Raw genomic sequence first — 23362 nt, 5'->3', positions numbered from 1 at the left:
AAGAATTGAGAGACAACCCGAAATTTTGGTTGATCTTTATCCGCACCAGCATTACTGTATATGCATACAGTAATGGCGCAGCGTGAGACCCGACTATGCATTCACATGACTTTCCGGCTTTTTTTGCCCCTTCTGCGACAGCAGTCCCTTTTGCTGAAAAGCAGCCGGCCTTCAACAATATGCCTGGCCTAATCAGTGAAATCGTCTATCGTGAAGACGAACTCTGGGTAGCACATTGCATTTTGTTACCGCTATTGCAGCAGCTAGGGCATCAATCACGCTGGCAGCTTTGGCTGACTCCTCAGCAAAAACTGAGTCGCCAATGGTTGCAGTCTGCTGGCTTACCACTAAATAAAGTCATGCAAAGCCGTCAGTCAACAGCGCACTGTACTATCAGTGCGATGGAAAAAGCATTGCTGACAGGAAACTATAGTGTGGTTATTAGCTGGCTGGATGAGGATCTTACTGAGGAACAACATCGTCGCCTGACCCGGGCAGCAGAGTCAGGTAACGCACTGGGATTCATCATGAGGCCACAACATATCTCTGCCACAAGACCACAAAGTGGATTAAAAATTCATTCTAGTTTGTATCATTAAGTAAATTTAGGAGAAGTCCTGGAACTTTTTTTTATTTTAGGTTTTATGAAGCATAATATTTTACAAGCAACTGAAAAATAAAAAAATAAAACTAACAACCTTGTTAAGAGGTCGCACAATAAATCACCAAACCTATAAAAAAATGTGTGAATTTACGCTTTTTTTTTATCATGCACCCAGAGTTCATGCTTGTAAGTTTTCTACTACGTTGTAGACTTTACCTCGCCAGGGAGCTCTTTCATAATGCCGATACATCGGCTGACGTTACAATTTGAGCTTATCCCAGGTCGAAAGATTTTAACCGCAAGTTTTAAGGCAACTTAAGGCTTGCGGCCATTTTGGATGATAATGAGGCGCATGAAATGAAAAAGACAGCTATCGCAATTGCTGTGGCACTGGCTGGCTTCGCTACCGTAGCGCAGGCCGCTCCAAAGGACAACACCTGGTATGCAGGTGGTAAACTGGGCTGGTCACAATACCACTCTACCGCTACTGCATTTGGCGGCGAAGGTAGCCTGGACAACGACGGTTCCACCAGAAAAGACGCCCTGGGCGTTGGTGCATACGGTGGTTATCAGGTTAACCCATATGTTGGTTTTGAAATGGGTTACGACTGGTTAGGCCGTATGGCTTATAAAGGTAGCGAAAACAATGGCGCATTCAAAGCTCAAGGCGTTCAGCTGACCGCTAAACTGAGCTATCCTGTACTGAACGACCTGGACGTTTATACCCGTCTGGGCGGTATGGTATGGCGTGCAGACTCTACCTTCAGCAACGGTGACGAGCGTATTAAAAACAACGACACTGGTGTTTCTCCAGTATTTGCTGGTGGTGTTGAGTGGGCTGTTACCCCTGATATCGCAACACGTCTGGAATACCAGTGGGTCAACCACATTGGTGACAAAGACACTGTAAACGCTCGCCCGGATAACGGCATGCTGAGTGTTGGTGTTTCTTACCGCTTTGGTCAGCAGGAAGATGCTCCAGTTATCGCTCCAGCACCGGCTCCAGCTCCAGCTCCAGAAGTACAGACCAAACACTTCACTCTGAAGTCTGACGTTCTGTTTACTTTCAACAAAGCTACCCTGAAACCAGAAGGTCAGCAGGCTCTGGATCAGCTGTACAGCCAGCTGAGCAGCCTGGATCCAACTGACGGTTCTGTTGTTGTTCTTGGCTTCACTGACCGGATCGGTTCAGAGCAGTACAACCTGAAACTGTCTGAGCAACGTGCACAAAGCGTTGTTGACTTCCTGATTGCTAAAGGTATCCCAGCTAACAAGATCTCTGCTCGTGGTATGGGTAAAGCAGATCCAGTAACGGGTAATACCTGTGCAAACGTAGCACCAAAAGCTAAACTCATTGAGTGCCTGGCACCAGATCGTCGCGTAGAGATCCAGGTTAAAGGTATCAAAGACGTTGTTGTTCAGCCTGCTGAATAAACCTGCTTCTTTTGAAAAAACCCGCTAATGCGGGTTTTTTTTATGGGTATCACCCTGAAATAAAATAGCGCCCTGTTGGCGCTATTTTATTTATTGAGCATGGCCTGAAGATCGTGTTTCAACGTTGAGATTTTGGTTTCCACCTTTTCTTTATGCTCCGCATCTTCAATGAGCTGTACAATGGTCTCCGACAATGTCTTATTACGTCGTTGAGCCAATCCCGCCAGTCGCTGCCAGACCAGATACTCCAGATCAATGGATTTTTTGCGCGTATGCTGATGCTCTGCGTTAAAATGCCGTTTACGCCGGGCACGGATAGTCTGCTTCATACGATTTTCCAGTGCCGGATTCATATGGAGTTCAATCCAGTCCTGCACGAAAACCGGGATATTTTCCAGAGCCAGTAGTTTTTCTACAGCTTCATGTGCTGCGCTGGTTTCAAGATGTCGTGTGATTAACTCACCCTCACGATGCTTCTTCACCAAATACTTCCACTTCCAGCCGCTCTCGAGATTTTCCAACTGTTGATATTTCATTGTTGTCTCAGTGTGACCGTTTCACTGTCCACCAGAATAGCAGTTTTTTTTACATTCCCTGAACTGAAAATCAACGATGTGATAAGGAAGGCGGATGTTGCTGCTTTATCCGTGTGCTATTTTGGGGATTCTTGTATAATCACGCCTTTGAAATCTTATTGATGAATATATAGCGACTTTGACGACTCACCGACTCGACTGGCATGCTCTTGTTCTTGATACCAATAGTTATCAGGAAGTTTTTGCACAGCCTTATGACAACGACTTTGCACCATTCTCGAGTGTTCAAGCCAGGTTAAGCTATGGCATTGAACAGTTTCATCTTTCTGACTCTTCAGCCATTATGCTGATTAAAGCCGCCGAAGAAGCTGAGTATCTCAGCCTCATCGCTGCAGCCATCGAGGAGACACGCACCCAAGAAGATGCCCTGGCCGGTGGTCATTATAGTATAGAGGGAAATCAGGTCACGTTACGCGAAGCCACAAGCCCGGAAGATAACTTTGCGTCACAAGGTGGGGTGATCAGTGCCAACTGGATAGAGAGCGAACAGCTTTTTGGTTGTGTGCGCCAGTTTGCGGGAGAGATTAGCCTTGAACCCGGGCTGATACATCAGGCTAACGGAGGGGTATTAATACTGTCATTACGCAGTATTCTTGCGCAACCACTGCTTTGGTTACGTCTTAAACAAATGGTGGTTCAAGGCCGTTTCGACTGGATGTCCCCCGATGAAACACGTCCTTTACCTATTAAGATTCCCTCTCTGCCACTGAATATCAAACTGGTTCTGGTGGGCGAACGTATTTCACTGGCTGATTTCCAGGAAATGGAACCCGAGCTGGCCGACATGGCAATCTACAGTGAATATGAAGACAATCTGCAGATCTCCGACCATGAAGATGTCACACTGTGGTGCCAATGGGTGGCCGGTATTGCACATGACCGATCCCTGCCCTTCCCTTCCCGGGATGGCTGGATACCTTTGCTACGTGAAGCCACTCGTTTTACTGGCGATCAGGAAATTCTCCCGCTCTGTCCTTCCTGGCTCACTCGTCAATTGCGTGAAGTTGCCCCCTTCTGCGAGCAGCCACAATTCACAGCAGCCGAGCTGGAACAAATGCTTGAGCAGCGAGCCTGGCGTGAAGGGTTCCTGGCTGAACGTATGCAGGATGAAATCCTGCAGGAGCAAATACGCATTGAAACCGAAGGTGAAATGGTTGGGCAAATCAATGCGCTGTCTGTCGTTGAGTTTCCTGGCCATCCCCGTGCATTTGGTGAGCCTTCCCGTATTAGCTGCGTGGTACATGTAGGCGACGGTGAGTTTACCGATGTAGAACGGAAGGCCGAACTGGGAGGCAATATCCATGCCAAAGGCATGATGATTATGCAAGCCTTCTTGATGTCGGAATTACAACTGGAACAACAGATCCCCTTTTCAGCATCAATCACCTTTGAGCAGTCTTACGGTGAAGTGGATGGGGATAGCGCTTCCATGGCTGAACTTTGCGCTTTAATTAGTGCACTGTCTAATGTGCCGATTTATCAGCATATTGCGATCACAGGATCAGTTGATCAATTTGGTCGTGTTCAGCCTGTGGGGGGACTGAATGAAAAAATTGAAGGCTTTTTCCATATTTGTCAGCAACGCAATTTTACCGGGTTACAGGGAGTCATTATCCCAGCGGCTAATGTGCGTCATCTGAGTCTTCACAAAGAAGTACTTGAGGCCGTTGAGCAAGAGAAATTCTCGATTTGGGCCATTGATGATGTTGCTGATGCATTACCTCTATTGACGACGCTTCCCTGGGATGGTGAAGGCCGAAATACGCTAATGCATGCGGTACAAGAGCGAATTGCTCAAATAATCACTCCAGATGTTCAGCCTCGTCCATGGGCATTACGTTGGTTAAACTGGTTTAACCACAACTGATCGGACTTGTTGAGCGTACACGTGTTAGCTAATCTGCGTACTTCATTAAAATAAGGCATATTTTACACATGGTAGATAAACGCGAATCTTATACAAAAGAAGACCTTCTGGCCTCCGGGCGCGGTGAATTATTCGGTGCTGAAGGCCCACAACTGCCTGCACCAAGCATGTTAATGATGGACCGCGTGGTGAAAATGACCGAAGGCGGTGGTAACTTTGATAAAGGTTACGTTGAAGCTGAACTGGATATCAATCCTGACTTGTGGTTCTTCGGTTGCCACTTTATTGGCGATCCAGTAATGCCTGGTTGTCTGGGGCTCGACGCCATGTGGCAGCTGGTTGGTTTCTATCTCGGCTGGCTGGGCGGCGAAGGCAAAGGTCGTGCATTAGGGGTGGGTGAAGTTAAATTCACCGGCCAGGTACTGCCCACTGCGAAAAAAGTGACTTATCGTATTCACTTTAAACGCGTTGTTAATCGTCGTCTGATCATGGGACTGGCTGATGGTGAAGTTCTGGTTGATGGCCGCGTTATTTATACCGCTAACGACCTGAAAGTGGGTCTCTTTAAAGATACCTCAGCATTCTAAATCACGGATTCCATCCACAGGGTATTTACTGAATACCCTCGACTATTTCAAGAAGGCATTCACTGAATGCCTTCTTTTTATATTGTAGCCGACGCTTATCCCTGAGTATCATGGCCAGGCTCATACCTTGCAGACACAATGCCAGGGCTACGGCCGCCAGTAAAGCATGATTAAGCTGTGGCAGCCCTGATTTCCATGGCCTCCCGCCAGCCTCCTAACCAATAAGAACGCTGATTGAGAGTTTGATAGGGACATATCTCTTTAGAACGTCCGGTGATACCGGCCTGATAACCACGTTGATGAGCCCGCTCCAGACGATCTCTTTTTTGTCTCTTCATGCTTCGTTTCCCTCATTACATTGATATTTATTGGTGGAAAAGAAAACAACAATTGCTCGATTAGCAATCAGTTTTAATGAATAGCGTGAAATTACCACCCAGTCAATGGATAAAATTCATACAAATGTAATATTCATCCTATTCTGAAATGGTCTGCCATAACCTGTTTTACTAATGCCCGGGAATCAAAGAGACAAAAAAAGTGGCACAAGATCTGTGCCACTGGAAGGGATACCATTTTATGCTGTCAGCAGGAAGCTACTGGCGGCGTAGCAATTCTGCCGCGATACTCTGCGCTTCTTGCTGCCAGGCTTCGGCCAAAGTTTTCACCATTGCATCATAACCATCAGCTTGCTGATTAAGTTCAATACGGAAAGGACGAGTGATGATTTCCCCCTTTTGCCTCAGTAACCATTCACCACTCACTATCACCTTGCCATCATAACGCCCATGGAATCCGGTGATATTCATGCTTAAAGCACTTTGCTCTTGCCCCAAAGGCTGAGAAGCCACAATCCAGCCTGGCAGAGCACGGGCCAGATTCGTTGTCAGCGTATTGCGTAATTGCTGATCCAACGGACTCGCCCAGAGATTATTACTGGCAATCACGTACTGAACATCCGATGTCTGATAAACCATACCGTTAGCACTAAGAAAATCCGCTAACGTTATCTGATCAATCCACAACAAATGATGGTCGCCCTGGCTCACAGCCTGGCTTGCAGGCTGCACTGTGGCAGGTAACTGGTAATAAGCCTTGCCATCATTGTTACTGCTGCCACAGGCAGTCAGCACCAGTGTGGCAATGATAATTAGCCATTTTTTCATTATTTGGCCCTTTTCGGCTGTGGATCGGGTTTATCTTTGGCCTCAAACACGAGTGCATTACTCTTGTTATTCAGCGTCCGTAATACGGGTTGCAGCTCACGTAACACCTGATCAAGACGCTGCATATCCGTCACCATCTTGTTATAGGCAGCGGAACCCGGCTGGAAGCCCTGCATACTGCGATTCAACTCTTTCAGTGTTTTCTGCATATCAGCCGGTAGCTGTTGCATAGACTGGCTGGAGGTCAGTGTATTAAGGTTCTCCAGTGTCTGCTGCAAACGCTTCATGGTCTGCTGGCTTTCACTGAGTGTCTTAGTTGCCTGCTGAATCATTGGGGTCAGAGGCAGGTTATTCACTTTATCCAGAGTATCCAGCAATTTCTGCTGAATTTGCGCCAGTCCCACACTGATAGTTGGGATCACAGCATAGTTACTGATCATGGCCGGTTCTTTTTCCAGTTTCTGATTAGGATAAAACTCTAAATCGATAAACAGAGCCCCTGTGAGTAAGTTACCGGTCTTCATCGAGCCACGTAGCCCATTCTTGATAAGACCTTCGATATTATTGGGAATGTTTGTATCCGGCCCGATAATGTTCTTCAGTCGCTCAGGTTCAATACGAATCAGTACTGGAGTACGGAAGTTATCGTCCAGTTGCTGATGCATCTGGTCGGTAAAGAAAGGAACTTGTGCAACCGTACCCAAGCGAATACCACGGAACTCAACCGGTGCGCCAGGCGATAATCCGCGAATGGAGTCTTTAAACAGCATCAGGAACTCAATGCTCTCTTTATATAAAGAATCCTGAATACTCTTTTCATCATCAAATAGTTGATAATCAGCACCCGGTAAGGCTGGCTCCCCTCTATCCAGACCTTCAGGTACATCAAAGCTGACCCCACCAGTAAAGAGTGTCGCCAGAGAGCCCATCTGTATACTCAATCCCTGGGAAGAGAAATCAACGGCAATCCCGCTATCTTTCCAGAAACGAACATTACTGGTGATCAGCCGATCATTTGGTGCCCCAATGAATAACTGATAAGTGATCATGCGCTTATTCGTATCAAAGTGGCTCGTTTCCACCGTGCCCACTCGATAGCCACGGAACAGCACCGGATCCCCGGCACTGAGTTGCCCTGCTTTGTTACTGTCCAGAGTGATACGGATCCCCTTCGCATCAGGGGGGGCTAAAGGCGGGGCATCCAGCAATTCATACTGTTCTTGATGCGTGCCCTGGGAACCCGGCTGCAGCTCAATATATGCCCCTGACAGCAATGTCCCCAGCCCGGATACACCATCACGTCCAATTTGCGGTTTGACCACCCAAAAAACTGAATCCTGCCGTAACAGCTTATCCATACCCGCATTCAGGCGAGCAGTAATTTTAACATGATGCAAATCATCACTGAGCACCGCTGACTCGACCATTCCCACGTCAACACTGCGGCTTTTTATTGTCGTCTTTCCTCCCTGAATGCCTTCTGCATTGGTGGTGATAAGAACGACTTGTGGCCCTTGGTGGCTAAAATGATAAAACAGGATCCAGGCCCCTATCAGGGCGGTGACAATGGGAAAAATCCAAACGGGTGACCAGCTTTTGATCTTCTGGATCTTTGCCTCACCTTTTTTATTCTCCATTTGTGGAGGACTCCTCTTTCATATCGTCGTCTCTGCTATCCCAGGACAAGCGTGGATCAAAATTAGCGGCTGACAGCATGGTTAAAATGACCACCAGAGCAAACATCAACGCCCCAATATCAGGGTGAATATTCATAATTCCCCCCATTCTTACAAGTGCAGACAAGACGGAAATGACAAAAACATCGATCATCGACCAGCGACCAACAAACTCAACCACTTCATAAATCGCGTGCATACGTTTTCGGTCTTTCTTTTGTGGCTGTTTTGCATCCCAGCATAGCCAACCGATGGCTATCATCTTCAAAGTAGGAACCATGATACTGGCAATAAAAATCACCATTGCGACAGGATAAGATCCCTCATTCCAGAGCAAAATAACCCCCGCAAGGATCGTTGAGGCAAATTTGCTCCCCAGAAAATCCGTCACCATGATAGGTAATATATTGGCGGGAAAATAAAGAATAATGGAGGTCACTAAGAGTGCCAGTGTCCATTGTAAACTATTTTTACGGCGCGCATGCCCGCGCCCCTGGCAACGAGGACACTCCCACATATCTGCAGGCAGAATCGCGGAGCAACAGTGGCAAGAACGCAAGCCCTGTTTTAACCCACTCTTACCGACAACAAGTGGCTGGCTCAGTACTGGTAGCGGTTGAATATCGTCCCACAGCCAACGTCGGTCTACATACTGAAACGTTAACAGCTGCAGCACGCAAAACAGACACCAGGGAATAAAGCTACTACCAATCCCAATACTCCCGTAGGCCATCAGCTTAACGAAACTCACTAACACGCCAGCAAGAAAAATTTCTGCCATCCCCCAGCTTTTCAGCTGGAACAGAACCCGAGCCATGGACTTTTTAAGCACTAAAGGCAGCCTGACACGGTTTACCAGCAGTAAAATAATGACCAACATGAGTATCGGCACTATCTGGACGAAAATCAGGAAAAAGGACCCCAGGCTTGAGTAGTCTTCGTCAAAAAGTACATTCGGTATTTGCAGTAACGTAATCTGGCTTTTAATCCCTGCCACGCTCATATGAACGAAGGGAAACAAGTTAGCCAGTAGCAACATAAATAGTGCGCTCAACGCATAAATCGTGGGACGTTTGCGTGGGGCGGACCACTGGCTAACCAGTATCGTATCACAACGTGGACAGCTGGCTTTTTGTCCATCATCCAATGCAGGCAGGGCCACCAGCAGATCACATTGGGGGCAGAGAATATGCGAGTGCTGATGGTGTCCTGTGCACATTGTTGTTCTCCTGGTCTTATTCGCCGTCTCTGAGTGACTCGAGGTATTCCCAACGCTCGAAAGCCTGTTCTAAGGCTTCTTCTGCCACCTTGAGGTCAGCAAGAACTTTCTGGGTGACATCATGAGGCTGATTAAAGAAATCCACATCACTCACTTTTGTCTGCAGTTCTTCCAGTTCAGCCTCGAGCTGTTCAAGTTTTTTCGGTAACTGTTCCAATTCACGCTGCAAATTATAGCTTAGCTTGCCCGACGCCCGCTTAACAGTTTCTGGCTTACTTTCGACATTTCCCTGGGTTTTAGTGGGGGCAGTAGTGCGCAAAGGCTGTACAGAACCCTGCTGACCTTTTGCATCAAAATAGCCCCCTACATAGCGACCAATCTTACCCTCACCTTCAAAAATCCAGCATTCTGTTACTGTGTTATCCACAAATTGACGATCATGGCTTACCAACATAACGGTTCCCTGATAGCCTTCAATCAGCTCTTCCAGCAGCTCCAACGTTTCTACATCAAGATCATTGGTTGGTTCATCAAGTATCAGTAAATTACTTGGTTTCAGGAATAACCGCGCCAGTAACAGGCGATTACGTTCACCACCAGAGAGTGCTCGTACCGGTGTCATTGCCCGTTTCGGGTGAAACAAAAAGTCCTGAAGATAGCCCAGTACATGACGCGGCCGGCCATTGACCATCACCTCTTGCTTGCCTTCTGCCAGGTTATCCATCACCGTGCGATCTGGATCCAGCTCTGCCCTGTGCTGATCAAAATAAGCCACTTCAAGCTTGGTACCACAATGAATACGCCCGCTGTCAGCCTCAAGCTGGCCGAGCATTAACTTCAGCAGGGTCGTTTTACCACAGCCATTTGGCCCTACCAGAGCGATTTTATCACCGCGCAATACCTGGGCACTGAAATCGGTCACCAGCTTCTTACCTGCAACCTGGTAATTTACATGCTCCATTTCAAAGACAATTTTACCGGAACGGCTTGCCTCTTCGACCTGCATCTTGGCACTGCCCATAACTTCACGGCGCTCGCTGCGTTCATTACGCATCGCCTTCAGAGCACGAACCCGGCCTTCATTACGCGTACGACGCGCTTTAATTCCCTGACGGATCCACACTTCTTCCTGGGCAAGCTTGCGATCAAACTCTGCATTTTGTAACTCTTCAACACGTAATGCTTCTTCTTTAGCCAGCAAATAGGTGTCGTAATTTCCAGGATAAGAAACCAGTTTCCCGCGATCGAGGTCAACAATACGGGTGGCCATATTACGAATGAAGGAACGGTCATGGGAGATGAAAATAATACTCCCCTGGAACGTTTTCAAAAAACCTTCCAGCCAGTCAATGGTTTCAATATCTAAGTGGTTAGTCGGTTCATCCAGTAACAGGACGCGGGGCGAACTCACCAGAGCACGACCCAGTGCCGCTTTACGTAACCAGCCCCCTGACAAAGAGGAAAGTTCGGTGTCTGCACTCAGGCCAAGCTGTTCGATAACTTCATTAATCCGGCTGTCCAGCTGCCACAGCCCCTGATGGTCAAGGATTTCCTGAATACGCGCCATTTCATTGAGATTCTTCTCACTCGGATCACCCATCACTTTATGGGAGATATCATGATAAGCCTTCAAGTATTCAGCTTGCTCTTCTACACCTTCAGCCACAAAGTCATAGACTGTGCCAGCCACATTACGTGGCGGATCTTGTTGTAAACGAGCAACGATCAGATCTTGTTCGTAAATCATACGCCCATCATCAAGGGGGAGTTCACGATTCAGGATCTTCATCAACGTTGACTTACCAGCACCGTTACGGCCCACCAGGCAGACACGTTCATTTTCTTCGATATGTAATTCGGTATTATCCAATAATGGTGCATCGCTGAAAGACAACCAGGCACCGTGCATACTGATTAAAGACATACTATGACTTCCGGGATTCGTGAGTGATTAACCAGCAATTATGGATCTGGCGATTACGTGCAAAGTCCTGCGACTGAGTTTTTTGGGTAATTTCCTGGGCTGCAAGCCCCAGTTCAGCAAGACCCGTGAGATTCATTTTAAAACCGCGTTTGTTATTAGAAAACATAATGGTGCCCCCTGGACGCAGCAACCGCTTAAGATTGCTCATTAAATCCAGATGGTCACGCTGAACGTCAAAGCTCTCTTCCATACGCTTTGAGTTCGAAAACGTGGGAGGATCGATGAAAATAAGATCAAACTGTTCAGTGCTTTCTTGTAGCCAGCCTAAACAATCAGCCTGGATCAGGCGATGAGCGCGCCCGGTTAAACCATTAAGGCGCAGATTACGTTCAGCCCACTCAAGATAAGTACGTGACATATCCACCGTGGTGGTGGTCCGCGCCCCTCCCAGACCAGCATGTACAGTGGCACTCCCCGTATAGGCAAACAGATTGAGAAAATCTTTTCCCTGACTCATTTGCCCCAGCATACGGCGAGCAATTCGGTGATCGAGAAACAGGCCAGTATCCAGATAGTCGGTCAGATTAACCCATAAGCGTGCGTCATATTCGCTGACTTCCATGAAGTCGCCTTTCTCACCCATCTTCTGATACTGATTTTTACCCTTTTGACGCTCACGGGTCTTCAGCACCAGTTTATTGCCCTGCAAGTCGAGCACGCTTTGCGTGGCGGCAATAACATCAAACAGGCGCTGACGCGCTTTTTGCGGTTCAACACTTTTAGGTGGAGCATATTCTTGCACCACAACCCAGTCACCATAACGATCCACCGCCACATTGTATTCTGGCAGGTCAGCATCATAGAGGCGATAACATGTGATCCCTTCCTGACGTGCCCATTTATCCAGTTTTTTGGCATTTTTACGTAGGCGGTTAGCGTAATCCTCGGCGACCTGGCTGGTGGTTACCCTGTGGCCTTCTGCATGAACAGCAAGGTTGTAGTTTTTTTGCACGCAGTCCAGAGGACCATTCTTCGCTTTAAATTGGCGTTCTGCACGCAATTGCAGGCAACTTAATAGCTCTGGAGACGCGCTGAACAAGGACAGATGCCAGCCACCAAACTGTTCTTTAAAGCGACGCCCTAATAAGTTATGCAAAGCAATCAATGCGGGTTCACTTTCCAGACGCTCACCGTAGGGAGGGTTACTGATCAGCGTCCCTGTCGGCCCTTCAGGCAACGGATTGGTCAGTCTGGTGACATCCTTTACCTCAAATTGGATCAAGTCTGCCAGACCAGCACGACGGGCATTCGCACGGGCACGCTCAATCACCCGGCTATCGTTATCAGAGCCATAGAAACGAGCGCCGTACTGCCGCGCACCTTCACGGGCTCGGCGCTGGGCGTCTGTCACCACTGCTTTCCACACTTCGGGATCATGCCCGGCCCAGCTCAGGAATCCCCAGCGCTGACGATGCAGACCAGGCGCACGATCAGTGGCTATCATCGCCCCTTCAATAAGCAATGTGCCAGAACCGCACATAGGATCGAGTAACGGCGTCCCAGGCTGCCAGCCTGAGCGCATGACAATCGCCGCTGCAAGGGTCTCTTTAATAGGAGCTGCACCGGTTTCATCCCGGTAACCGCGCTGATGCAAACCTTCGCCACTTAAGTCCAGAGCAATACTGGCGGTCTCTTTGTTCAGCCAGACATTAATGCGCAGATCCGGCTGTTCGCGATCAACATCAGGACGAGGTAAGTTTTTACGGGTAAAGGAGTCGACAATCGCATCCTTAACCTTGAGTGCACCATACTGACTGTTACGGATCGTGTCGTTAAGGCCACTAAAATGTACCGCAAAGGTAGCATTTGGCCCAAACAAGGCAGGCCAGTCAATAGCCTGAACCCCAAGATAGAGATCAAGGTCGCTATAGACCTTACATTCCGTCAGTGGTAGCAGAATGCGTGATGCGAGCCGGCTCCACATCAGGCTTTGGTATAGAAGAGGTGAATCCCCTTGGTAATGTACGCCGCCCTGCACAATTTTGCAGTTCAGCGCGCCTAAGCTTTCAAGTTCAGTTTTTAATAGCTCTTCGAGACCACGCGCCGTGCTGGCAAACAGAGAATTCATATCGTCACTTATCAATAAAGAAGAAAATTGTGCCGCATTATAGCTAATCCGACACACATGTCATAAAGTTGCCCCGGTTAATTTTTCGATACCCCAAATAATTCGTACAGTTTGTCAGCACAGAGCTGAAGATTATCGAGCAAATAACGCTCCTGTCATTTAAATAACTGGGCGAAAGCAATGCAAAGTGCGGTGGACAGAGGACTCATGATTAATTTATCCCAGCTTCATATTTACCCGGTAAAATCGATGCGTGGCCTTGGGCTTTCTCATACCCAAATATCAGCAAGTGGGGCTGCTTTCGACCGTATTTTTATGATAACAGAACCCGATGGTACTTTTATCACCGCCAGGCAGTATCCGCAAATGGTGCTCTTTACCCCAGCATTATTGCGTGACGGACTTTATCTTACTGCCCCCGATGGTAGTACCGGGACAATCCGTTTCGCCGATTTTATCTTAGCCCCGGCACCGACAGAAGTATGGGGCAATCACTTTACTGCCCTGATAGCACCTGCTGAGATAAATGACTGGCTTAGTGGTTTTTTCTCACGTCCGGTGCAATTGCGCTGGGTTGGTGAAGACTTAACGCGCCGGGTGAAACAACACCAGGACGTCCCCCTCTCCTTTGCCGATGGTTTTCCTTATCTGCTCACCAATGAAGCATCATTACGTGACTTGCAGCAACGCTGCCCGGCCAGTGTCAAAATGCAGCAGTTTCGCCCCAATCTGGTGGTGACAGGAGCCGTGCCCTGGGCCGAAGATGGCTGGCAGGTTATTCGCATCGGGGGGGTGACGTTTGATGTTGCCAAACCTTGTAGCCGGTGTGTTTTTACGACGATTAGCCCAGAACGTGGCCGTCGCCACCCTGGTGGCGAGCCTTTAGCTACATTACAGCGCTTCCGTACTGCGGTAGGCACAAACGACGTTGATTTTGGCCAGAACTTACTCGCTCGACAGAGCGGTATTATCCGCGTCGGAGATGAGGTGGAAATACTGGCCACCAAGCCCCCCCAGCCTTATGGTGGCGGTGTCGTGGTGGAAAGCCTTCCGGAGCAGACCAGCCTTAACCGTCAGGTGACGATTGACTGGGACGGACAACAGATCAATGGAAATAACCAGCAGGTATTGCTTGAACAGCTGGAACACCATGGCATCAAAGTTCCCTATTCATGCCGGGCGGGTATTTGCGGTAGCTGTCGTATTCGCTTGCTGGGTGGAAAAGTACATGCGCTAAAGAAAGGGGCTATCGCCGATGACGGTACCTTTTTATGCTGTAGCTGTGTGCCAGAAGGGGATATCAGTATCGCCCCGCGCTAAACAGCATATTCCAGGCCAAAATTTTGTGCGGCGGGCTGGGGTTTCAGCCTGTCGTTCATGATTTTAATTACATCGCCAAGTTGCATCGTTCGCCCCGCCAGGGTGAGTTCAGTCTGGGCAAGCAGGCACAACGTCGCATTATCACCTGTTTCAATCACCAGTAAATTCACCTGTTGCCAGTTTTCATTTAACCAGGCGTTGGCAATGGCTCCGACTTCCGGCAACCAGGCCTCTGAATGACTCACAAAATGCCAGCTTTTGGGCATCTGTGGTTTCAGAAAGCGAATCGCCACCAGTGCATTGAGCACGAGTTCAGCACGCTGTTCATCACTGAGTGACAGATAACGGCTGGCCTCTTCAAAAGAAAAATACAATGCGGCATCATCAACACAAAACCCTGAATTTTCAAAGGCATCTGGTGTTAACATTTTGCGAGAAAAACGCGAACGGAACAGCATGCCATTAGCCAAATCGAGCATCATTCGATCATGCTCTTCATCAAAATACCATAGCCAATTATCGTCAGGTTTAATTCGCATTGTGTTTTCCTTTCTACTTATTTAGTCCATTCCTGGTGCTGTTTGCATATTCATCCTTAATAAAAAACCAGGGTGTTTAAATAATCAACAGACGATGAATATAAATCAACCAGGACTAAAAATAAAGTCCTGGTATCAAGGAAGATGTAATAATTTAAAGATGCGTGACTATTTCTTTAATCAATGGCGGACCTTTATAAATAAATCCAGAGTATATTTGTACCAAAGAAGCCCCGGCAGCCATTTTTTCCCGTGCTGAAATGACAGAATCAATACCCCCCACACCAATCACAGGTAGCCGGCCTTTTAATTCCTGAGATAAACGACGAATAATTTCAGTGCTCTTGAGCTGTACTGGACGCCCACTGAGTCCCCCTGTTTCATCACAATATTTCATGCCCTGAACCAAACTTCTATCCAGTGTGGTATTGGTGGCAATAACACCATCAATATTATGGCGAACCAAACTATCGGCTACCTGAATCAATTCTTCTTCAGAAAGATCCGGCGCAATTTTTACGGCTACCGGAACATATTTATGATGATATTCCTGGAGCTGCTGCTGTTTCTTTTTAATACTACTGAGCAATGAATCAAGTGCCTCACCATATTGTAGTGAGCGTAACCCTGGGGTATTTGGTGATGATATATTGATGGCAATATATCCCGCATAGGGATAAATTTTATCCATACAGGCCAGGTAGTCATCTTCACCCTGCTCTACCGGCGTATCTTTGTTCTTTCCGATATTAATCCCAATGATGCCATCAAAATGGGACTTCTTGACATTTTCCACGAGATTATCAACGCCATGGTTATTAAACCCCATTCGGTTGATCAAACCTTCAGCCTCAGGTAGCCGGAAAATTCTGGGTTTATCATTTCCTGGCTGTGGCCGCGGTGTTACCGTGCCGATTTCAATAAAACCGAAACCAAGTGCGCCGAGGGCATCAATGCACTCACCATTTTTATCCATCCCTGCAGCCAGACCCAGTGGGTTTTTAAAGGTCAATCCCATGCAGTTCACTGGTTTGGCAGGTACATTTTGACGAATGAGCTTTTCAAGAGGCGTACCACTGATACGACGAAGTTGTTGAAAAGTGAGGTTGTGCGCACGTTCAGCATCGAGCTGAAATAACGCCTGGCGAACGAAGGGGTAAAACATGACTTCTCCTGGATTCCCGGTATGCAGACCGGGGCGGTATTATTCCCTATCTCCTGATGGAATGGAATTGACAAAACGCAAAAAAGCGTGAATCAGTACCATAAACTCAGCTCTTGTCTCAGATAACAGGCTATTCAGCCTCGCATTATCCACCAGGCCCGCTATTGCCCCACAGGAATAAGTCTATTTTCTGATTTTCACTACCAAAAAAGTCATTTAGACAAATGACACCTCTCTGCCAGTATCTATCAGGGCAGGATACGGGAGTGACAGAAAAGGCTATCGGGTAAATCACTCACCGTGACAGGCCTCAGGAATGAGAAAACACCTGTGGCTGTCCCATAAAAAGGGGCGGCTTTTGAGCGGATTACTGGGTTATGAGGAGAAGTTATGCGAGTCATCACACTGGCCGGAAGCCCTGGCTTCCCGTCTCGTTCCAGTGCATTACTGGAATACGCTCGTAAGCAACTGAGCAAGTCAGACATTGAAGTTTATCACTGGCATCTGCAAAATTTTGCCCCAGAAGACCTGTTAAGTGCACGTCTTGATAGTCCCGCTTTGCTCGCCCTGGCAGAACAACTCTCCTGTGCGGCGGGCATTATTATTGCCACCCCCGTCTATAAAACGTCTTTCTCTGGAGGACTGAAAGCGTTGCTGGGGTTACTCCCGGAATATGCCCTGGATGAAAAAGTTGTGCTGCCCCTGGGCAGTGGCAGGGCGATAGCACACCGTTCAGCCCTGGCCTACACCCTGAAGCCTGTATTAAACGCATTGAAAGCAAAAGAGATCTTACAGGGTGTGTTTGCTGATGATAGTCAGGTTACTGAGTATCAGCACAAACCACTTTTTACAGCGGATCTTAAACAACGGCTGGATGGCTCATTAAGCCTGTTTTTACAGGCAATACAGCACCAAAACAAGGGCTCCGTGCCCCTATATTCCTCACCGGTTCCCCACATTACTGTCATATAGTTACCTGGCAAAAATCCCCCCACGTCCTGTCACGTGAGGGGATTTCTTTTAGGCTAAAGCTTTGGCAATTTTTTCGTACAGATCACCAGATAAATTATCCAGCCCTTTAAGTTGCTCCAGGGCGACACGCATCATCTGCTGACGCTCTGCATCGTAACGTTTGAAACGAATTAACGGCTCAATCAGGCGTGAGGCTACCTGAGGGTTACGGCTATTAAGCTCAGTGAGCATCTCCACCATAAACTGATAACCACTGCCATCTTTCGCATGGAAGGCCGCAGGGTTATTCATCGCAAAAGCCCCTATCAGTGCACGGGTGCGGTTAGGATTGCTCAGGCTAAATGAACGGTGGTTTAACAGCTTGCGAATACGGCTCAGTGTATCACTCGCCGGGCTGGTCGCTTGCAGCATGAACCATTTATCCATGACCAGGCCATCCTGGTGCCATTTATCATCATACTGAGCCAGCAAGTCGTCCCGGCAAGGCAGATCAGCTGCCACGGCGGCAGAAAGGGCGGCAATAGAATCGGTCATATTATCCGCTTCCTGATACTGACGACGGACCAGTGTTTCCGCCAGTGCCTTCTCACCAAAAGCCAAATAACGCAGGCAGGTATTACGCAACGCACGACGCCCAATGTCCTCATGACTAACCTGGTAGTGATCCAGTTTATGAGCGTTATAGACCGCCAGTAATTCATCCGCCAGTTCAGTGGCCAGCGTATGGGTTAATGCACCGTGGACTTTCGCGATAGCCTGCGGGTTGATTACCGGGAACAGTTCTGCCATTTCATTTTGTGATGGCATCGTCAGGATTTCACTCGCCAGCGCAGGGGAAATCTGTTCATCCAGCAAAATGGCCCGGAAAGCATCAACCACATGCAACGGGAGTGAAAGAGGTTGCCCTTGTTCACAACGGTTCACGTTAATTTTGATATACAGCGTCAGTAAGCTTTGTGCCGCATCCCAGCGAGAGAAATCATTACGGGCATGGCGCATTAAAAACACCAGCTGTTGATCACTCCATTTATATTCCAGCTTGACCGGCGCTGAAAATTCACGCAGCAATGAAGGCACAGGCTGGAAATAGACATTATCAAAAACAAAAGTCTGTTCTGCCTGGGTGACATTCAGTACTGAAGGCACGGGATGCCCGTCTTTTTGTAGAGGGATAACCTTACCCTCGTTGTCATAAAGTTCTATATCAAACGGAATATGCAGGGGCAGTTTTTCTTGTTGCTCTGCCGTTGGCGGAGTCATTTGACTGATAGTCAGGCTATACTGCTCAGTTTGCGGGTCATAGTCATCACGCACGGTGACAACCGGGGTACCTGCCTGGCTATACCAGCGACGAAACTGTGACAAATCAATGTTAGAGGCATCTTCCATTGCCTGCACAAAATCATCACATGTGGCAGCACTGCCATCATGGCGCTCAAAGTACAGTTGCATCCCCTTCTGGAAGTTCTCTTCTCCCAGCAGCGTATGCAACATACGAATCACTTCCGCCCCTTTTTCATAAACGGTCAGGGTATAAAAGTTATTCATTTCAATAACTTTATCCGGGCGAATGGGGTGTGCCATCGGGCTGGCATCTTCAGCAAACTGCATCGCTCGCATGGTGCGTACATTCTGGATACGATTCACCGCCCGTGAGCCAAGATCAGAACTGAATTCCTGATCGCGAAATACCGTCAACCCCTCTTTCAGACTGAGCTGGAACCAGTCCCTGCACGTTACACGGTTACCCGTCCAGTTATGGAAGTATTCATGACCAATCACACGTTCAATATCAAGATAATCTTTATCCGTGGCAGTTTCAGCACGAGCCAGCACATATTTGGAGTTAAAGACGTTCAGGCCTTTATTCTCCATCGCGCCCATGTTGAAGAAATCCACGGCAACAATCATATAAATATCGAGGTCATATTCCAGCCCAAAGCGGCTTTCGTCCCAGGCCATTGATGCTTTAAGCGAGGTCATTGCCCAGTCGGCGCGATCCAGATTTCCACGATCAACAAACAGCTCCAGAGCCACATCCCGACCTGAACGAGTTTTAAAACTGTCACGCAGAACATCAAAATCCCCCGCGACTAAGGCAAATAAATAGCAAGGCTTAGGGAATGGATCTTGCCACTGCACCCAATGACGTCCCCCTTCCAGTTCACCCTCAGCGATACGGTTACCATTGGAAAGTAAATAAGGATATTTTTGTCTATCGGCAATAATTTTAGTGGTAAAACGCGCCAGTACATCCGGACGGTCCAGATACCAGGTAATATGACGGAAACCTTCCGCTTCACACTGTGTGCACAAGGCTTCGCCGGACTGGTAGAGACCTTCCAGTGCCGTATTTGCTGCAGGACTGATTTCATTAACAATGGTCAGATTAAAAATTTCAGGCAATGATTCAATGAGTAATGCCCCTTGCTCCTGACGATAGTGAGGCCATGCCTGCCCATCAACCGCGATAGAGACTAAAGTTAAGTCTTCCCCATCAAGACGTAGCGGTGTGCTGGCATCACCCTGACGCACGACACGGCTGATCGCTGTTACCTGAGTACGGTTGGCATCAAGGACAAAGGTTAAATCAATATCTGTAATGGTATAATCTGGTGCACGGTAATCGTGACGATATTTGGCTTGAAGTTGTTGTGTCATAAAAAACCTTCTTAGTCAGCCGCTAATTAACGGCACTGTGTTCCTGTTGCAGCAATGTTACCACGCAGAATCTTTATCCAGCCAATGAAGAATACTCGGCTCGTTCATACCCAATAATGCCATTGCTGCCAGCAATAATTTTTTGCTCGCGTCTTTATTATTATGCTGCATAAATACAGTCCATAATGCGGCTATAACAGCTGAAAACAGGGGAGAAATATAGCATGCGGCACGAATTGCCATCGACCCTATATGCCAGCTGTGTTGTTATCATGCTTCTCTATACTAATAATCAAGGTATACTCCTGCCTTATTGTATGCCTGTATTCGATGGAAACGCTCCTGTGAGAGGATGCTGAAACGCGCCATGACTCGACACGCTTCCCAAATTTTACAATCGCTGCTGGATACGGATGCTTATAAACTCCATATGCAGCAAGCTGTTTTCCACCTTTATGACGAGGTTATCGTCACGGCGGAGTTCCGTTGCCGTGGTGATGATCTGTTAGGCCTTTACGCCGATGCAGTTCGTGAACAAATTGAGGCCATGCAACATCTGGTACTCAGTCCTGAAGAGCTGGAATGGTTGCAAAGCTTGCCTTTCTTTAAAGCAGACTACCTTGACTGGTTACGCCAGTTCCGTTTTGACCCTTCACAGGTTCAGGTCACCAATCATCAGGGGCATTTAGATATCAGGCTCACAGGCCCATGGCGTGAGGTTATCCTGTGGGAAGTACCACTCCTGGCTGTAATAAGTGAAGTGGCTCATCGTCATCGCTCACCAGGGGTGAATGTGCAAATGGCACTCGACCATCTGGAAAATAAGCTCAGTGACTTTAACCGGCTAGCTCAGAATGTCGATATGAGTGCGTTTCGTTTGATGGACTTCGGTACTCGCCGTCGCTTCTCACGCGACGTACAACAGGCCATTGTCACTCGGCTGCGGGATGAACCCTGGTTTGTCGGCACCAGTAATTACGCCCTGGCTCGTACGCTTCAGCTGACCCCGATGGGGACTCAGGCACATGAATGGTTCCAGGCCCACCAGCAAATTAGCCCGACGCTTGCTAATAGCCAGCGTGCCGCACTACAAGCCTGGCTGAATGAGTACCCAGACAGATTAGGTATTGCCTTAACCGACTGTATTACGATGGATGCGTTCTTACGGGATTTTGACCATAATTTCGCGACCCGCTACCAGGGGTTACGCCACGATTCAGGCTCTCCTTTTGACTGGGGCGAAAAAGCCATTGCCCATTACCGTTCGCTGGGTATTGACCCTATGAGCAAGGTACTGGTTTTCTCCGACAACCTGGACTTAGCCAAGACCCTTGATCTCTACCGTCACTTTTCGGAACGGGTTCAGCTCAGTTTCGGTATTGGCACCCGCCTGACCTGTGATATTCCGCATGTGAAACCGCTGAATATTGTGATCAAACTGGTTGAGTGTAACGGTAAACCGGTTGCTAAATTATCCGACAGCCCGGGTAAAACCATTTGTCATGATAAAGCGTTTGTGCGTGCTCTGCGCGCAGCCTTTGACCTGCCTAAAGTGAAGAAAGCCAGCTAAATCGACTTGACCCTGGGGACGCACATCCCCATCGTCAGGTAAACTATGATTTCTTCGCATTCAAAAGCGAATTCTTCTTGTCTGTTGACTCGCGGCAAGTAATATAGATAGCCCCTTTAGGGCTAATTTTTTATTGACTATTAAATAGAGAGAAAACTATGAGCGTTGTGCCTGTAGCCGACGTACTCCAGGGCCGTGCCACCGTTGACAGCGAAGTCACCGTGCGCGGATGGGTACGTACTCGGAGAGATTCAAAAGCTGGTATCTCCTTCCTTGCCATTTATGATGGCTCCTGCTTTGATCCTGTACAGGCTGTTATTAATAATTCTCTGCCCAATTATAATGATGAGATCTTGCGCCTGACGACCGGCTGTTCCGTCGTAGTAACGGGCACGGTTGTTGCTTCCCCTGGTCAAGGACAGAGCTTTGAAATACAAGCAACTCAGGTAGAAGTCATCGGCTGGGTTGATGACCCGGACACTTACCCGATGGCCGCTAAACGCCACAGTATTGAGTATTTGCGTGAAGTGGCCCACCTGCGCCCACGAACCAACATGATTGGGGCTGTAGCTCGTGTTCGCCATACGCTGGCCCAGGCCTTGCATCGTTTCTTTCATGAGCAAGGTTATTTCTGGGTATCTACCCCACTGATCACCGCTTCAGATACAGAGGGTGCCGGTGAAATGTTTCGGGTCTCGACTCTTGACCTGGAAAACCTGCCCCGCACCGCAGAAGGGAAAGTCGATTTTGATAAAGACTTTTTCGGAAAAGAGGCCTTCCTGACCGTATCAGGTCAGCTGAATGGCGAAACCTATGCTTGTGCATTGTCCAAGGTGTATACCTTTGGTCCCACTTTCCGTGCCGAAAATTCCAATACCAGCCGTCACCTGGCTGAATTCTGGATGCTGGAGCCAGAGGTGGCCTTTGCCAGTTTAGATGATGCAGCCGCCCTGGCTGAAGCCATGCTGAAGTACGTCTTTAAAGCCGTGCTGGAAGAGCGTATGGATGACATGAAGTTCTTTGCTGAACGCGTGGATAAAGAAGCCATTGAGCGTCTGCAAAACTTTGTTCAGGCAGATTTTGCACAGGTGGATTATACCGATGCTGTTGAGATCCTACTGAACTGCGGCCAGCGCTTTGAAAATCCAGTTTACTGGGGTGTTGACCTCTCCTCAGAGCATGAACGTTACCTGGCAGAACAGCATTTCAAAGCTCCTGTGGTGGTGAAAAACTATCCGAAAGATATTAAAGCATTTTATATGCGTCTTAATGATGACGGGAAGACTGTTGCGGCCATGGATGTACTGGCCCCGGGTATTGGTGAAATCATTGGTGGTTCCCAGCGTGAAGAACGTCTGGATGTATTAGACGCCCGTCTGGCTGAAATGGGACTAAATAAAGAAGATTACTGGTGGTACCGTGATCTGCGCCGCTATGGCACCGTTCCTCATTCCGGTTTTGGTCTGGGCTTCGAGCGCCTGATTGCCTATGTCACTGGCGTGCAAAACGTCCGCGACGTGATCCCTTTCCCGCGAACTCCACGTAACGCAAACTTCTAATTTCCTGCCTCTGGTAGCATATAAAGAGGGAATTGATTTTCCCTCTTTTTCTTCCTGATACAGCCCCTTTCCTGTATGACTCCCTGTTTTTCTGCCCGATGTTCTTTCTGGCATCTTTTGGTAACCACATTACCACCGCGACATCAGCTGTCTTGCGATAAAGGGCATTTTGTTAATGAACATTAATTTAATGTCAGTTTCAACCGTTTTGATATGTGTTCAAGTTACAGGTTGTTTCTTACAAAATTACATAATTGACAAAAATCAGGTGTTTTATGACCTTTTTTTTTACTGAGGAATAACGCACTTTTTGTCACGTTTCCCCACCAGCCATTGTCAATCCTGGTCTCCCTGTAAATAAAGGATGATCAACGC

At 48.0% G+C, this 23362-nt stretch carries 17 protein-coding genes and 1 pseudogene; 8 read left to right on the top strand and 10 right to left on the bottom strand.

The window, feature by feature from the left end; all coding sequences use genetic code 11:
* Nucleotides 1–167 precede the first annotated feature (167 nt).
* Nucleotides 168–599, top strand: a pseudogene (gene sulA, locus JK154_RS05695) (SOS-induced cell division inhibitor SulA); the annotation flags it as partial.
* 362 nt (nucleotides 600–961) lie between these two features.
* Entirely contained in the window at nucleotides 962–2038 is a 1077-nt protein-coding gene (gene ompA / locus JK154_RS05690) for a porin OmpA (protein WP_211991544.1), read from the top strand.
* An 86-nt stretch (nucleotides 2039–2124) separates the two neighbouring features.
* On the opposite strand, the gene matP is transcribed toward ompA, so the two are convergent.
* Complete coding sequence (gene matP / locus JK154_RS05685) at nucleotides 2125–2574, bottom strand: macrodomain Ter protein MatP (RefSeq protein WP_211991543.1); 450 nt, start codon at nucleotides 2572–2574, stop codon at nucleotides 2125–2127.
* Nucleotides 2575–2752: 178 nt separating this feature from the next.
* On the opposite strand from matP, the gene JK154_RS05680 reads away from it, so the two are divergent.
* Nucleotides 2753–4501: a Lon protease family protein gene (locus tag JK154_RS05680; RefSeq protein WP_211991542.1), complete on the top strand. Its 1749-nt coding sequence runs from the start codon at nucleotides 2753–2755 to the stop codon at nucleotides 4499–4501.
* Nucleotides 4502–4569: 68 nt separating this feature from the next.
* Nucleotides 4570–5088 carry a bifunctional 3-hydroxydecanoyl-ACP dehydratase/trans-2-decenoyl-ACP isomerase gene (gene fabA / locus JK154_RS05675; protein ID WP_211991541.1) on the top strand — a complete coding sequence of 173 codons (519 nt, stop codon included), beginning with the start codon at nucleotides 4570–4572 and terminating at the stop codon, nucleotides 5086–5088.
* 170 nt (nucleotides 5089–5258) lie between these two features.
* Here the strand turns inward: fabA and rmf are convergent, their stop codons facing one another.
* The 6 genes from rmf to rlmKL form a co-directional block, all read right to left on the bottom strand.
* The gene (rmf, locus tag JK154_RS05670; protein ID WP_211991540.1) at nucleotides 5259–5426 is read right to left on the bottom strand and encodes a ribosome modulation factor; all 168 of its coding nucleotides are present in this window, start codon (nucleotides 5424–5426) and stop codon (nucleotides 5259–5261) included.
* Nucleotides 5427–5684: 258 nt separating this feature from the next.
* Nucleotides 5685–6254: a membrane integrity-associated transporter subunit PqiC gene (gene pqiC / locus JK154_RS05665; protein WP_211991539.1), complete on the bottom strand. Its 570-nt coding sequence runs from the start codon at nucleotides 6252–6254 to the stop codon at nucleotides 5685–5687.
* Nucleotides 6254–7891 carry an intermembrane transport protein PqiB gene (gene pqiB, locus JK154_RS05660; protein ID WP_211991538.1) on the bottom strand — a complete coding sequence of 546 codons (1638 nt, stop codon included), beginning with the start codon at nucleotides 7889–7891 and terminating at the stop codon, nucleotides 6254–6256. The genes pqiC and pqiB overlap by 1 nt, the downstream gene beginning before the upstream one ends.
* On the bottom strand, nucleotides 7881–9149 hold the full coding sequence (gene pqiA, locus JK154_RS05655) for a membrane integrity-associated transporter subunit PqiA (protein WP_211991537.1): 1269 nt from the start codon (nucleotides 9147–9149) through the stop codon (nucleotides 7881–7883). Before pqiA ends, pqiB begins: the two co-directional genes overlap by 11 nt.
* Nucleotides 9150–9165: 16 nt before the next feature.
* Nucleotides 9166–11073 carry an ABC transporter ATP-binding protein gene (locus JK154_RS05650; RefSeq protein ID WP_211991536.1) on the bottom strand — a complete coding sequence of 636 codons (1908 nt, stop codon included), beginning with the start codon at nucleotides 11071–11073 and terminating at the stop codon, nucleotides 9166–9168.
* Between the two features lies 1 nt (nucleotide 11074).
* On the bottom strand, nucleotides 11075–13201 hold the full coding sequence (rlmKL, locus tag JK154_RS05645; RefSeq protein ID WP_211991535.1) for a bifunctional 23S rRNA (guanine(2069)-N(7))-methyltransferase RlmK/23S rRNA (guanine(2445)-N(2))-methyltransferase RlmL: 2127 nt from the start codon (nucleotides 13199–13201) through the stop codon (nucleotides 11075–11077).
* Between the two features lie 207 nt (nucleotides 13202–13408).
* Here rlmKL and JK154_RS05640 point away from each other — a divergent pair, with 207 nt between their 5' ends.
* Nucleotides 13409–14521 carry a YcbX family protein gene (locus JK154_RS05640; RefSeq protein ID WP_211991534.1) on the top strand — a complete coding sequence of 371 codons (1113 nt, stop codon included), beginning with the start codon at nucleotides 13409–13411 and terminating at the stop codon, nucleotides 14519–14521.
* Here the strand turns inward: JK154_RS05640 and JK154_RS05635 are convergent.
* Together JK154_RS05635 and pyrD are read right to left on the bottom strand one after the other, a co-directional pair.
* Nucleotides 14518–15060 carry a cell division protein ZapC gene (locus tag JK154_RS05635; RefSeq protein WP_211991533.1) on the bottom strand — a complete coding sequence of 181 codons (543 nt, stop codon included), beginning with the start codon at nucleotides 15058–15060 and terminating at the stop codon, nucleotides 14518–14520. The genes JK154_RS05640 and JK154_RS05635 overlap by 4 nt on opposite strands.
* A 154-nt stretch (nucleotides 15061–15214) precedes the next feature.
* Nucleotides 15215–16225 (bottom strand): quinone-dependent dihydroorotate dehydrogenase, encoded by a 1011-nt coding sequence (gene pyrD / locus JK154_RS05630; RefSeq protein WP_211991532.1) that lies wholly within the window; start codon nucleotides 16223–16225, stop codon nucleotides 15215–15217.
* Between the two features lie 390 nt (nucleotides 16226–16615).
* Between pyrD and ssuE the strand changes: the two genes are divergently transcribed.
* Complete coding sequence (gene ssuE, locus JK154_RS05625; RefSeq protein WP_211991531.1) at nucleotides 16616–17197, top strand: NADPH-dependent FMN reductase; 582 nt, start codon at nucleotides 16616–16618, stop codon at nucleotides 17195–17197.
* Nucleotides 17198–17245: 48 nt separating this feature from the next.
* Here the strand turns inward: ssuE and pepN are convergent, their stop codons facing one another.
* On the bottom strand, nucleotides 17246–19858 hold the full coding sequence (gene pepN / locus JK154_RS05620; RefSeq protein ID WP_211991530.1) for an aminopeptidase N: 2613 nt from the start codon (nucleotides 19856–19858) through the stop codon (nucleotides 17246–17248).
* Between the two features lie 367 nt (nucleotides 19859–20225).
* On the opposite strand from pepN, the gene pncB reads away from it, so the two are divergent.
* A complete protein-coding gene (gene pncB, locus JK154_RS05615; protein WP_211991529.1) occupies nucleotides 20226–21428 on the top strand; it encodes a nicotinate phosphoribosyltransferase in 1203 nt (400 codons plus the stop codon).
* 158 nt (nucleotides 21429–21586) lie between these two features.
* Nucleotides 21587–22987, top strand: coding sequence for an asparagine--tRNA ligase (gene asnS, locus JK154_RS05610; protein ID WP_211991528.1), 1401 nt, complete (start codon nucleotides 21587–21589; stop codon nucleotides 22985–22987).
* Nucleotides 22988–23362: the final 375 nt, after the last annotated feature.

Source organism: Citrobacter sp. JGM124, assembly GCF_018257795.1.
Taxonomy (GTDB): domain Bacteria; phylum Pseudomonadota; class Gammaproteobacteria; order Enterobacterales; family Enterobacteriaceae; genus JGM124.
Note: the sequence above shows the minus strand (reverse complement) of the source record. Positions and strands in the feature narration are given on the sequence as shown.